Source organism: Guptibacillus hwajinpoensis, assembly GCF_005144865.1.
Lineage (GTDB): Bacteria > Bacillota > Bacilli > Bacillales > Guptibacillaceae > Guptibacillus > Guptibacillus hwajinpoensis_A.
This window is the reverse complement of the sequence record NZ_SWFM01000003.1, coordinates 18,528-31,639: the sequence shown is the minus strand read 5'-3', so window position 1 is coordinate 31,639 and position 13,112 is coordinate 18,528. Positions and strand designations below refer to the sequence as shown.

General features: G+C 38.1%; 16 protein-coding genes. 10 read left to right on the top strand and 6 right to left on the bottom strand.

Annotation, left to right across the window (positions count from 1 at the left end):
* Positions 1-53: 53 nt before the first annotated feature.
* Complete coding sequence (locus FBF83_RS10935) at positions 54-1,124, bottom strand: DUF3900 domain-containing protein (protein ID WP_136947218.1); 1,071 nt, start codon at positions 1,122-1,124, stop codon at positions 54-56.
* Between the two features lie 214 nt (positions 1,125-1,338).
* On the opposite strand from FBF83_RS10935, the gene FBF83_RS10930 reads away from it, so the two are divergent.
* The 3 genes from FBF83_RS10930 (at position 1,339) to FBF83_RS10920 (ending at position 5,034) form a co-directional block, all read left to right on the top strand.
* Complete coding sequence (locus FBF83_RS10930; RefSeq protein ID WP_136947217.1) at positions 1,339-2,643, top strand: acetamidase/formamidase family protein; 1,305 nt, start codon at positions 1,339-1,341, stop codon at positions 2,641-2,643.
* Between the two features lie 195 nt (positions 2,644-2,838).
* Positions 2,839-4,326: a UDP-N-acetylmuramoyl-L-alanyl-D-glutamate--2,6-diaminopimelate ligase gene (locus FBF83_RS10925; RefSeq protein WP_136947216.1), complete on the top strand. Its 1,488-nt coding sequence runs from the start codon at positions 2,839-2,841 to the stop codon at positions 4,324-4,326.
* A 105-nt stretch (positions 4,327-4,431) separates the two neighbouring features.
* Positions 4,432-5,034 (top strand): trimeric intracellular cation channel family protein, encoded by a 603-nt coding sequence (locus FBF83_RS10920; protein ID WP_136947215.1) that lies wholly within the window; start codon positions 4,432-4,434, stop codon positions 5,032-5,034.
* 27 nt (positions 5,035-5,061) lie between these two features.
* Here FBF83_RS10920 and FBF83_RS10915 read toward each other — a convergent pair whose 3' ends face one another.
* Positions 5,062-5,853, bottom strand: coding sequence for a DUF817 domain-containing protein (locus tag FBF83_RS10915; RefSeq protein WP_169525392.1), 792 nt, complete (start codon positions 5,851-5,853; stop codon positions 5,062-5,064).
* Positions 5,854-6,042: 189 nt separating this feature from the next.
* Positions 6,043-6,462: a VOC family protein gene (locus FBF83_RS10910; RefSeq protein WP_136947214.1), complete on the bottom strand. Its 420-nt coding sequence runs from the start codon at positions 6,460-6,462 to the stop codon at positions 6,043-6,045.
* Positions 6,463-6,629: 167 nt separating this feature from the next.
* On the opposite strand from FBF83_RS10910, the gene FBF83_RS10905 reads away from it, so the two are divergent.
* Together FBF83_RS10905 and FBF83_RS10900 are read left to right on the top strand one after the other, a co-directional pair.
* Positions 6,630-7,766, top strand: coding sequence for an NAD(P)/FAD-dependent oxidoreductase (locus FBF83_RS10905; protein ID WP_136947213.1), 1,137 nt, complete (start codon positions 6,630-6,632; stop codon positions 7,764-7,766).
* A gap of 383 nt (positions 7,767-8,149) precedes the next feature.
* Complete coding sequence (locus FBF83_RS10900) at positions 8,150-8,584, top strand: hypothetical protein (RefSeq protein WP_136947212.1); 435 nt, start codon at positions 8,150-8,152, stop codon at positions 8,582-8,584.
* A 484-nt stretch (positions 8,585-9,068) separates the two neighbouring features.
* On the opposite strand, the gene FBF83_RS10895 is transcribed toward FBF83_RS10900, so the two are convergent.
* Both FBF83_RS10895 and FBF83_RS21290 read right to left on the bottom strand, forming a co-directional pair.
* A complete protein-coding gene (locus FBF83_RS10895) occupies positions 9,069-9,308 on the bottom strand; it encodes a hypothetical protein (protein WP_136947211.1) in 240 nt (79 codons plus the stop codon).
* A 294-nt stretch (positions 9,309-9,602) separates the two neighbouring features.
* Positions 9,603-9,734, bottom strand: a complete 132-nt coding sequence (locus FBF83_RS21290) for a hypothetical protein (protein ID WP_255436020.1) — start codon at positions 9,732-9,734, stop codon at positions 9,603-9,605.
* 440 nt (positions 9,735-10,174) lie between these two features.
* Between FBF83_RS21290 and FBF83_RS10885 the strand changes: the two genes are divergently transcribed.
* Positions 10,175-10,462 carry a hypothetical protein gene (locus tag FBF83_RS10885; RefSeq protein WP_136947210.1) on the top strand — a complete coding sequence of 96 codons (288 nt, stop codon included), beginning with the start codon at positions 10,175-10,177 and terminating at the stop codon, positions 10,460-10,462.
* A gap of 145 nt (positions 10,463-10,607) precedes the next feature.
* Here the strand turns inward: FBF83_RS10885 and FBF83_RS10880 are convergent, their stop codons facing one another.
* Positions 10,608-11,006, bottom strand: a complete 399-nt coding sequence (locus FBF83_RS10880) for a hypothetical protein (RefSeq protein ID WP_136947209.1) — start codon at positions 11,004-11,006, stop codon at positions 10,608-10,610.
* Positions 11,007-11,217: 211 nt separating this feature from the next.
* On the opposite strand from FBF83_RS10880, the gene FBF83_RS21440 reads away from it, so the two are divergent.
* The 4 genes from FBF83_RS21440 to FBF83_RS10865 all read left to right on the top strand — a co-directional run bounded on the left by FBF83_RS21440 (position 11,218) and on the right by FBF83_RS10865 (position 12,825).
* Positions 11,218-11,430, top strand: a complete 213-nt coding sequence (locus FBF83_RS21440) for a DUF3221 domain-containing protein (protein WP_169525472.1) — start codon at positions 11,218-11,220, stop codon at positions 11,428-11,430.
* An 88-nt stretch (positions 11,431-11,518) separates the two neighbouring features.
* Entirely contained in the window at positions 11,519-11,980 is a 462-nt protein-coding gene (locus FBF83_RS10875; protein ID WP_136947208.1) for a hypothetical protein, read from the top strand.
* A gap of 86 nt (positions 11,981-12,066) precedes the next feature.
* On the top strand, positions 12,067-12,543 hold the full coding sequence (locus FBF83_RS10870) for an HIT family protein (protein ID WP_136947207.1): 477 nt from the start codon (positions 12,067-12,069) through the stop codon (positions 12,541-12,543).
* Positions 12,544-12,639: 96 nt separating this feature from the next.
* Complete coding sequence (locus FBF83_RS10865) at positions 12,640-12,825, top strand: hypothetical protein (protein WP_136947206.1); 186 nt, start codon at positions 12,640-12,642, stop codon at positions 12,823-12,825.
* Positions 12,826-13,112 lie beyond the last annotated feature (287 nt).

The following is a 13,112-nucleotide window of genomic DNA, read 5'->3' as shown; positions in this document are numbered from 1 at the left end:
GTAAGGATATCGTACCTATATACAGTTAAATCTAACTGCAAAACACTTACCGTTTACTCATTCTCATTCTTCTTATAAATCCGCTCAACCACTTCCTGAAGCGTATCAGGCTTATGAAACTCAACAGGAGAAAAGCCCTTCTCAAATGTAATCGAATCGGCTTCAATCGCAAGCACGTACTTGCCGTTCACCTTCGCTAGATGAATCGATTCGCCGAAGTCAGATAGCATGGCTTTGACTGACACATGGTCAAGCTTCAGCTTCCATTCGACGTCAGGGGAGTGCTCGACAATTTGTGAGGTTGCTTCTACAACTTGTTCCGTTGTAAACCGCTCCTGTAGCTCTCGCTTAGGACTTTGAGACCACTCTTCTATTGCCTGCTCGAACTCTTCCTTTTCTTCGCTTTCTTCCTGATACGTTTCTTTTATGTGTTCCTGCACCATACCCATTGTTTGTGTTTTAACAATCTCTGGCATCGACTTTTCGTATTCAACCCATTTTAAGAAGTCTTCAAAGTAACGGGCGTGAGAAGACTGATGGACTTTTACTTCTGCACTGTCGATCATGCCTTCTTCTGGCATGTAGGGGTATTGGACGGATTTCATGCTTTTTGTTGTAATTGCCATCTCTACATTTTGAATTAATGTTTCTTCGTCTGTTATTGTTGCTACTTTTTGTTCAAAATCACATTTCATAATAAATAGGAATGGGTCATCAAACAGTTTAGTTAATTTAGCTGAAGCAACAATTAGGACACCCCCACGAATTGCGCTCGTGTCGAGATACATTTGAACAATTTGATCAGCTGATGTTTCAAAATCATCTGCGGATTCTGCATAACGAGTTCGATCAAATAGATTGTAATTAGGATTAGATGTTAACTCGTGACCGGGTTCAACGACGAATCGACCGATTTTGGTAGGAGCGCCTTCAGATTTAGCGTGGCGATCTACTTTTCGTTTCATGATTTTGGTTAGTTCCCCATTTAGAAACGTTTTAAGAGAACTATCTTCGTAGCTGTCCTCGTCAAGCGTTTGATAATGTTTATAACGCGTTTCTTCACTCTCACCGCTACCTTCTACTTGAATTAAATAAAAGGAGAGGTATTGCATTTTAAATTCCATTTCATCACCTGTCTTTACGTTTCCGTTCATTCAGTATAGGCAAGGCTGAATCATTCGTCAAACCCTAAATGAAATGAAACCCAAAGATTCTTATTTTTTATTAACAAAAAGTATAAATAATCACTTTACTGAATTAAAACCGCTTTATTTTTTACATAGTTCGACATAACTCTTATAATGTAAGAAGAAATATTTGTGAAAAAGGGGAGAGGTAATGGAAGCGAAGCAAACGATTTATGTGAATGAGTTCACTAATGGAATTCTAGATCCTTCTGAAGAAATGATTGGGCCGCTTAAAGATGGTGGACATATTATTGCGAATACAGCTCCTGGCTGTTGGGGACCTATGATTACACCATCTCTTCGAGGCGGACATGAAGTAACAAAGCCAGTATTTGTTGAAGGTGCCGAAGTAGGTGATGCAATAGCCATTCGAATTAAGTCTATTCAAGTTACATCGATGGCAACTTCTTCTGGTAATGATTGTCCTTTAGATGGAAGATTTATTGGTGACCCATATGTTGCCGTTAAGTGTCCGGGATGTGGCACATTATATCCTGAGACCAAAATCGAAGGAACAGGATCTGAAGCTATTCGCTGTGCAAACTGCGGGGAGGATGTCACGCCATTTGAGTTTACAAACGGCTATACCATGGCATTTGATTCAAATCGGACAATTGGAGTAACTGTAGATGAAGCGGCTGCTAATTACATAGCAAGTGAAGGTAGAGAATTTATGGCTACGCCAGAGAACTCTGTACAAAATCCAATCGTTACGTTTGCCCCAAGTGACCTTGTTGGAACAATGGCTAGACTCCGACCATTTCTTGGACAGCTTGGTACAACGCCATCAAGACCATTCCCTGATTCTCATAATGCGGGTGATTTTGGACAATTTCTTATCGATTCCCCTCATAATTATGGGATGACAAAAGAGCAATTAGAAGAACGGACAGATGGTCATATGGACATTAATCGAGTAAGAGAAGGTGCTGTGTTAATTTGTCCAGTTAAAGTTCCTGGTGGCGGAATTTATATTGGAGATATGCACGCTATGCAAGGAAATGGCGAGATTGCCGGGCATACTGCTGATGTATCAGGTATCGTTAATCTTCAAGCGAAAATCATTAAAGGACTTACGATAGATGGTCCTATTCTTCTTCCTGTAGCAGAGGATCTTCCGTATCTTGCAAAACCATTTACTGCAAAAGAAAAGCAAGCAGCTAAGCGTTTAGCTGGTCTTTATGGTGTTGCGAAGCTTGAAGAATCTCTTCCTTTATCATTTATTGGAACAGGTGCCAATCTCAATAATGCGACAGATAATGGTTTGCAAAGAGCTGCGGATACGCTTGGGTTATCAGTTCCAGAAGTTATGAATCGTGCAACCATAACCGGCTCGATTGAAATTGGTCGTAACCCTGGTGTCATTACCGTTACACTCCTAGTTCCAACGCATCTTTTAGATGAATTGGATTTAACCGATTTAATAACGAATCATTATGAAGCGAATGCCGAGTAATAAATAAACAGACAGCTTTCATTCACTGCTGTCTGTTGTTCTTCCTGAAATAATCCACATACAAATTGCACACGCTATAAGTAGATATTATAAGCAATAAGATAAGACGAATGGTAGTAATGATTAATTGTTTACTTTCGTTTTAAAAATTTCCCAATAAAAGTAAACAATATGAATAAAAGTGAGGAAATCATCATGATCATCAATTTTAATCAACTTCAGTATATCCACGTGCGTTCTCTAATAGGTCCAACAGAACAGACAATCAAACAATTAACTTTCAATTCAAAACTTGCAGGTCCTGCATCTGTTTTCTTTGCGATCAAAGGTGAGAATCATGATGGCCATTTGTATATGGAAGATGCGATTCATAGAGGAGCGGTTGCGATATTTGCAGAGCGTGCAGACGCTGTACAAACTCTTGCACATGTTTATCCCACTTGTACTTTTCTTCTGGTCGATGACGTTCGAAAGTCGATGGCCTATTTCTCCAAACAATATTATGGCTCACCTGATGAGAAGATTAAAACCGTTGGTGTAACAGGCACAAATGGTAAGACAACTGTAGCTGCTTATGTCCGTTCTTTACTGACGTTACTTGGAATGTCATCCGGTTCGATTGGAACGACGGGGGTTTGGTCCTCTAGCAAAAGAATTCCTTATAAGAAAAGTACACCTACTACCCCGGAGTCACTGGATCTTCATCGTATTTTTAAAGATTTACATGATCTAGGGGATCATGCAGTTGCGATGGAAGTATCGTCGATTGCGCTTGATCAGAAACGTGTTGAAGGAATTGAGTTTGATGTTGCGATACATACGAATATATCTCCAGAACATCTTGAGTATCATCATACATTTGAGAATTATCAAAAGTGTAAAGAGATGCTCTTTCAACAAGCTAAAAATGCTGTTTTAAATATAGATGATGAGATGGGGCGTAAGCTCGTAAGTACATTCAAACATCGAAAAGTAACATATAGTTTGCAACCTGATGCAGAGGCTGATTTAATCGCAACCGAATTGCAATATGTAGGAACTGGAACTTCATTCAAACTACATTCTCATAGTGAAATATATGATGTATTTGTTCCGGTATTTGGGGATTATAATGTTGCTAACGTTCTTTCAGCTATTGGGACAGCGCTTTTGCTTGGATATACCATGCCTGAAATTATTCAATCTCTTACAAAGCTAGAAAGTCCAGAAGGCCGCTTTCAGGTAATCGATGGACCTTCACGGGAAACGATTATCCTTGACTATGCTCATACACCAGTTGCTTTAACAAGGCTTGTCGATGAAGTAAAGAAGATGGAACACCGTAGGCTTATAGTGATGATAGCTGGCATTGGCATTCGCGATTTTGAGAAGATGCCTAAGATGGCAAAAGCAATTGAGGGTAGAGCGGATGAAATAATCGTTACAGTAGATCACCCTGGATTTCATGACCCATCTATTATTGTAGATAAGGTGATGTCAGGGTTTACGAATCCTGATGCTCCTCACATTCATCGAACAAACACAAGAAGAGAAGGAGTGCTGAAATCACTTCACCTTGGTGCCGAGAATGATATTATCTTACTAACTAGTGGCTGTATTAACGGTGCGCAAATTGTAAAAGGTACTGAAATTCCTCATTCGGATGAGGATATCATCCAAATGCATTACCACCTCTCTTCGTGAGCCTCTAACTAGAGGCTTTTTTCTCTTCTAATAAAAAAGACTTGATAATAGAAATTGTCTCTCGTACACTTTAACTTTCAAGTGCATTAGAAAGGGCGTATTGTCGTGACTTGGGAAATTCTTAATATCATCGGTACCATTGCATTTGCAGCTAGTGGAGCACTTGTTGCACTAGAAGAGGAGTTCGATTTCCTTGGGGTAATTGTGCTTGGACTTGCAACTGCTTTTGGTGGCGGAATTATACGTAATTTATTAATTGGTGTACCTGTTGATTCCATTTGGGAGCAGGATATTCTTATTATGATTGCAATTGGTACAATACTAATTATCTTCTTGTTTCCAGCAAGCTGGATTCATTATTACTGGGAGAAGTGGGGAAGCTTTTTTGATGCTATTGGGTTAGCAGCATTTGCGATACAGGGAGCATTGTTCGCGGAACAAATGGGTCATCCGTTTATTGCGGCGATGGTTGCTGCAGCGATGACAGGAACAGGTGGCGGAATTATCCGTGATTTGTTGGCTAGACGAAAGCCAACCGTCCTCCAAAAAGAGGTCTATGCCGTTTGGGCCATGATGGCAGGTTTACTTATAGGACTCGGCTACCCACAGGAATTACCTTCATTAATGTTATTATTTGTAACGATCGTTTTCCTTCGGATGCTATCACTCCGCTATGGATGGAAACTACCATACAGGAGTATACATTAGTTTGATGGAATCTAACCAAACAGCAGCTTACAATGTAAGCTGCTGTTTGGTTATGGATTTTCTTTCATGTTTTTTATACTTTAATTGTGCGACGATTATAAAGCTAACGATAACAAGCAGAAGCCAAGAGCTAATTTTGCCAATGTGAACAACTTCCCAACCGTTTTCTTGACCAGGATACGTCCATGCACCGAAAAATGTTGCGATATTCTCTGCTATCCAAATGAAGAAACCGATTAGTACAAATGAAAATGAAAGTGACATTCGATAGGTTGTTTGGTTAACAGTAAATTGAACCATTGTTCGGACGAAAATAATGACGACGAGAATTTTTAGAACCCAGCGGAAATCATATATGTAGTGGTGGGTGAAAAAATTGGCATATATGCATACACCAAGAGTGATTGAAATCCAAGATGGTGGCCAATTTTCTAGGTGTAGATTAAGCCTCCTCCATGCCTGGCACATGTAACTTGCAACACTGGCGTACATAAATCCACTGTATAATGGCACGCCTCCTATTTTGAAAAGCGCTTCTTCAGGATAATACCACGAACCCATATGAACTTTATAAAGTTCAAGAACAAGACCAATCATATGGAAAACAAGAATAACTTTCATCTCGTCTATCGTTTCATATCTCATTAATAACATGATGATCTGCGTAAGAATACAAACAATAAGAATAAAGTCATAGCGTGAGATAAAGGAAGGTGTTATCCATTCACTTAGTGCCAAAGTTAAGAAAATTACGACTGGAAACAAACATGAAATGGCTTGTAAGTATCCAAAATGGAATAAAGTTTTGATATGCTTCATAGACAACACCTTTTGTAATGAATATAAGGAAATTGTTTTGACCATTTTACCAGGAGGAGATAACAAATGCGTGACAAAAACAATCGCAATCGTGATTTGCCAAGTAGGTTAAATGTATTACTTGTTCTCACATTTTTACTTTTCATGATCCTTATTATTCGCCTTGCGTTTATTCAGTTGTAGCAACTGTTAAGTTTGGTCGGGATAATCGCAATACTCAATAATGGTACCTTCAGTATCTGCAGGATTAAGGTAGATCAGACGCCTCCCATGTTTATTAACACGACGGGTTTCTTCCATTACTCTAATTTTTTGTGTTTGTAACTCAATTAAAGCCTCATCCAGGTTGTCGACTACATATGCAATGTGATGAACGCCTTTCCCTTTTTGCTTCATAAATCTGGCGATGGGAGATGTTGAATTATTTGTAGGCATCAGCAATTCAATACGACTATTATTAAGGTCAATAACTGCGATTTCACTTTCTACACCTTTCGCCTCACTACGATAGCGGTCAAGAAGCTCACCACCTAATACTTCTGTGTAGAACTGAATGCTTTCATCCAGGCGTCTTACAGCAATACCGATATGATCTAATGTTTTTTTCATGATGCTGTGCTCCTTTGTATGTAATGGCCCCATTTTAGCATATATCTTGTTCTTATAAATAGGATTGGGGTTGTAAAATAGAAGTTCACGTTCCCAACAATTTGAGCGTTGCAAGGAACTTCTGTAGAATAGTGAAAGAAATGAATTTAATGAAATAGGTGTTCGAAATGAAATCAATTATTATTATTGGCTCAGGTATACTAGGCGCCTCTACGGCCTATCATCTTGCGAAAGAAGGGGCAGACGTGTCCATCATCGATCGACAAGAACCAGGTCAAGCAACGAATGCAGCTGCGGGGATCGTTTGTCCATGGCTCTCACAGCGCAGAAACAAAGTCTGGTACCGACTTGCAAAAGGTGGAGCAAAGTATTACCCTGACTTAATCGATCAATTAACGAAAGATGGGGAAACGGAAACAGGCTATAAAAAGGTTGGCGCCATTAGTCTACACACTGATGAAGCGAAGCTTGATAAAATGATAGATCGAGCAATAAAGAGAAGAGAAGATGCTCCTGAAATTGGCGAGATTAAAAAATTATCTGCGGAAGAAACGCAGAAACTTTTTCCACCTATTGCTCCTGTATACCAATCCGTATTTGTAAGTGGGGCAGCGAGAGTCAACGGTTCAGCACTTCGAAAATCGTTGCTTCATGCTGCAGAAAAGTATGGCGCGAAAAATCGCATAGGAGACGCAAAACTTATCTATACTGGGAAAGAAGTGACCGGCGTTTCAATTGCTAACGAAAGGATTGATGCTGATCAGGTAATCATGACTGCTGGAGTATGGGCGCAAGAATTACTAGCTCCGCTTGGACTTCAGTTCAAAGTCACATCACAAAAGGCGCAAATTGTTCATCTCGAAATGATCGATCAAAAAACGGATGAGTGGCCTGTTGTTATGCCCCCAAATGATCAGTATTTGTTGAGCTTCGATGATGGGCGCGTGGTTGTTGGGGCTACTCATGAAAATGACGTAGGCTTGGACTATCGAGTAACAGCAGGAGGACTCTCTGAAATCTTCTCAAAAGCACTTGCTGTTGCACCAGGTCTCGCCACTAGCACATTACTGGATACGAAAGTGGGCTTTCGTCCATTTACACCAGGTTTCCTACCAGTCTTCGGTCATGTTCCGGGAGTGAAGGGACTTCTAGCAGCAAATGGTCTTGGAGCATCTGGTCTTACCGTTGGTCCTTATCTTGGACTTGAAATGGCAAGACTCGCGCTAGGGAAAGAGACTGATCTAGATCCTGCTGATTACGACATCAGTGGTGCAATCGAATTTGACTATAACAGATCAATATAAATACAGACAAAAAAGAGCCACGAATTGGATGAGAATTCGTGGCTCTATTTTAATTTGTATTTTTTCTCTCACTAATGCAGATTGCGAATTATGAAAAGAAGACAAGGTAATCGTTGAAATTTCTGAAAAATGTATTGAGTAAGATGTTAAAATTAGGTTAGATGAAAATTTGATGTTGTTCAGCAATCGGGCAGGATTGCGGAAGACTCAGTTTCGAGATAATAGACTGTATGAAACTAAATTGAATCGATTTCGTATGATTATTAGTAAGCATTATTACATAAACGTAGTAAATTGAGTTAATTACACTGACGGAGCAGAAGAGCTCAATAAGATGAAACTTAAAATAAATCAGTTCATCTTATAGGAAAGGAGGCATGCATATGATTAAAAAGCTATTATTTTTTTTACTATTTATCTCTGTTATGGGTGCTTGTAGCCAACAAGAAGCAGAAGAAAATCCGACTAAAACAATCGACATTACTTTGGAAGATATAGAAACCGTCATAACAGAGCGGGGATTTGAATTAGAAAAAGAAAAGGATTTATCAAGTAATAAAGTCTTTATACAAGAGTTAAACGGTATTACCCCTGAAGCATATACTTTAGAAGGTAATACATTATCAGTTTATGTTTTTCCTTCGGCAAGTGATAGAGGAAAGGGAATTCAAAGGTTTGAAGAGAAAACAGCAACAGCAGAATTAGTAGCACATAAAGCATATGGAATAAAAAACATATTGGTGTTTTATGTAAGTGATGATGAAAAAATACAAAATAGATTGTTTGAAGCATTACAAAAATTAGATATTCCAGAATAAAATCTTGTTCAAGTAACAATCGGAGCGTTTGCTTGATAAAAAGTAAGTTTTCTATGTTGGTTAAGGTAGAATAACGGAGTAATAAACTTGACATAGTGATTCAAGTTGGACATACCCTCTAATAGGAGGGATTCAATTTGAAAAAATTATCATTGGTCTTGTCGTAATTGGTTGTATAGCTGTTTGTGCATATTTTGTTTACCATTACACTTTCAATGAAAAAGGAACTTTGCCTGAAAGTAACCAATTCGTTGACCCCGAGAATATAAGCAGAGAAATTGCTCTTATAACAATGGAGGTTATGGAAGGTTTAAAAGGTAAAGATGTAGTGGGAGATATACATACTAATTATCAAGAATCAGTAACGATACAAACCTTTATAAATAGTTCTGATAAAGAAGCTGCTGCTTTAAAAAGTGATATAGAGGGAACTGTGAATGAAATATTGAGTTCGGAAGAACTTAAATCCGTTTCTAACATTAATTCATATTTGGAGCGGATCGTCCCAGCCTTCTGCTGACGCTTTGCTTTTATCGTTGAGGATGTGTTTCAGTAGGACGTCAACGCCTACTTCACCCATTATCTCGGCTGACTGAGCCATCTCTGCTATGTTCATTACTTCATGGTTGGTCCCATCGAGGTCGATGGTGACCGAGAGCTCTTTGCCATCCTTCGTCTCTACCACGGAAACTCTCATTCGGATTTCCGCCTTTTTCTTTGTCATAATTCACCCTCTTGTACAAGTTCGCTTGGCTATGCTCCTCCTTGTTTCTTTTCTCTGTACCTTTACACATTTCCTCTTAATCATTCGAATTACCTAATTCTTTTGGCACCCGCCATCGTTCTATCCGAAATCAGGAATGAGTGCGAGCGCTTCATCTGACCTTAACACCTTTTTTAATTGGTAGTTAAAGTCCACGATGGTCATACGGCTCATCACACGACACCGGCAAGCTCCAGTTGCCTCTTTGCCTTTCGGAAAATGTGATTCAGATTTTCGCCCGCCTTGATCGACCCGTCATGATCCAAGTGGCGATCCGGAATCCAGACAGAAGTTCTGGTTCGTGTTGTTGATGGTAAAACGCTTCGCCTTCTTGTACTTGTATTTTCGGTCGATGGCGCGCTGATAGAACTGCTGATTGTGATTCATCGGTAAGGACTCCTTTCAGAATAAAAACAATGACCCCTTCGCATGTGCAAAGTTGGCGCTTTGTCGGATAGGGGTTACACCATCCAATTCTTTGAGATATAGTGCTCGATTTCTTTATCCCGCACGCTCCTTTTTCTTTCTCTAATACATTCTTCGCTGTCCATTTCCCTTTTGTATCTATTGAAAATATAGACAACTAAGGTATATTTTAACATCAATGTGACAGGTAAGCATCGATCAACTGGAAGGATTTTGAACTTTTCAAAAGGGGTCGTTGCGCTTATCCCTCATTAAATGAGAGATGCACAACGACCCCCTAGTACGGAATCTTAACTTAGTAGAAATGCGACACTGTGTCCTATTTAAAATTTGTATTAACAAGGTATTTCCAGTTGAAAAAAGAATATGGATAATAACTCCAATTGAAAGGGTGTCTGTAAATGAAAAAATTTGCAATGTCAATTTTAGCTCTAGTCATGGCTTTAGTAGTTCCTATTTCAGTATCTGCTAGTGGTGACGTTCAGCTTGGCCCAGGAGAATGGGATACATTATATTACAATGACCTTTATCTCAACACAAGTTCGTATAATTATATACAAGTTAATTCTGGTGGAGGAAACTTAGAAATTTGCGTATACAATATGAATACAAATAATAATGGTAATTTTATAGTGTATGAAAGCGATGGAAGCACAAGGGATTTTGTTGCGCTTGGGTATATATCCTAATTCTAATGGGAGTTCTTGTACTGTATTATCGGACTTAAATCCATGGGTGGATGGTAGTAACAATAGAGCAGAATTTGAAATAGGATTTGATGCTAACGGATTTAGTGAATGGGTTACTGTTAGAGTAAGAGATTAATAAAAATTCTTATATTTCCTTAAAAACGATTTCAAATGTTTCTTTTTCGCTAAAATTTTCCGATTCTATCATTTTTAGAATTGTATTCTTTGCATTTTGTTTCTCTTTTGAAGTTGTTTCTTTAATGGACTGTATGTAGATTACTTGGGTTGGATACTTTTCCGCACGCAATATAATATTATCAAGTTTAAAATTAGTCCCGTTTAGATTATTGATAATGTTTTGTCCTAAGTCTGCAGTTCTGTCACTTAAATCATTGAGATATTCAGGTGATACTTCTTTATTGTTTATGGAAATAGTTTCGGTTGATGATTCTTTTTCATTAGCCATTAAAGAAACACCGAAAAATGGAATTGAAGTAATACTTACACCTAAAAAAAGCATTATGATAAAATTCTTTTTTTTCATTACGCCACCAACCTATTTTTATTTTTGTCTGTCAATAAGAAGTATGCGTCCCAAAATCAAATAATGCATATGATATAGTTTGGAGCAATTCAACCTATAAGTAATCAAGGTCTGGGATAGTCCATCAATTCAGTTTTCTACACTGGGTGGATTATCTTTTTTACTTTTTTAATTCATTTCAAGATAAGCCGAAGTTGAACAGAAAGCAGGTATTATTGGCTTTGTAGTAGAATGTGAGGGAGATAAAGTCCTTATTATTGACTCGGAAAATAAAGGTACATCTATATGGCTCTCAGGTGCTCCAGAAGAAATTAGAACTGGGCAAGAAGTAAAAGTTGAATATGAGGGAGTTGTTTTCTTTTCAAATCCAGCTCAAGCAGAGTTTGGTGATTATGAGATAGTTAGTGAAGTTCAATCGAATTGAAAAACATACGATTCAAATATTTAAAAACTTACTCAATAAAAGGGGCAATTTCATAATAAACATTTATAAATAAGGGGCGATGTCTGACTTGAAAATGCGTTTATCTTTATTGTTATTAATAGTATTGATAGCTGCTTGTAGCACGGATTTAAAGGGGGAAGAACCTCCTAAACCGACTGTGAAGATGTTTAGTATTGAAAATCAAAGTGATGTTGAAATTCCACACTTAGAACGAACTATTTGTTGGAATAACTGCGCTAAAGTAAAAAACACTGCTATGCTGGCACAGGAGAAACCAGAGATCGTCGATATTGGCAAACACTCGTTAAAAATTTCATTTAAAAATATGGAGCCAAAACCATCTACCATAAATTTAATTAATGAGACAACGGGTGAACGAATTCAACTTGATTCTAATTGGATAAATCTTTCACCTTCAAATGACGGAGAGGCAGTATACCGTCTACATTTTTTTTGGAAAGGAAAAGGTGGAGCTCCTTTGGGTGAGTCAACTTATAGATTTGGGGTAACAAGTAGTGGTACATATTAAAGAATCGGGAGCGATCGTTGTAGATCAAGACGGGTACAGCTTAAGCCAATGCTATTCAATGAATTTATAAGAGAAGGTGAGTAGATATGACAACAAATAAAGTAGCTTGGAAACAAGATAGGATACTAGCTGCAAACTCAGGTAATAACCCAATGGTCTTAGCTAAAATGAAGAGTGGATTCGCAGTAATGGGTGATACTCAATTTTTACCTGGATACTGTGTTCTGTTGCCTTCAATTGAAGTTAATACACTAAATGATCTAGATATAAAACAAAGAAGTGAGTACCTACTGGATATGAGTATAATAGGTGACGCAATAAGCGCTGTATGCGATCCAAAGAGGATTAATTATTCGATTTATGGAAATACCGATGCCTACTTACACGCACATATTTTCCCTAGATACGAATGGGAACCTGCCGGAAATCTCTCTAAACCAGTTTGGCAATACTCTAAAGAGAAATGGACTAATAGTAGATACCTGTACTCTGATGTCGAACATTTGTCCTTAAAAGAAAACCTTATAAAAAAGTTAAATGAACTAACCAAACAATTATACTAGTGCTCCATAATCTCGGAGCGAAAGTTGAGTAAGGTGTCTTTGCAGCTATTTCATTATTTAAGAGCAACCCAGGATAAAGGGAGGTTAGCATTGAGAATGGATGTTGCAAAAAAGAAGAAAAACAAAAAAATAGCTGGTGCAATACTATTGGTGATAGTAATAGTTTTGTCCCCATTTTTGCATGATCATTTTAATCCATTAACTTTATTAATAACTACGATTATTGTATATGCTATTGTCATGTTCATTGTTGGACTGTTATCAAAAGAAGAAAAGTCTTAACCTTAAGACAGAAGGATCGTTATTTACCATCTTCAAGTATCTCGGAGCTTTATTTTAATAAGACCGCTATAAAAGGAGGAACTTCCGGAAAATTAGAGGTTCCTCCTTTTTTTGTAATTTACAAATTTCACTTAGATTACTGACTAGGTCATAAGTTGATAGAAGTGTGATCCAACTCTTTCACCTAGCGGCCACAATGGTCTTTCTGTTGCCTTTATCCCCAGATCAAGGCAAGTTTACTGATTTGAGGAATTTTGAAGGTTAGATAACTTTAATGTTTTTGTTCA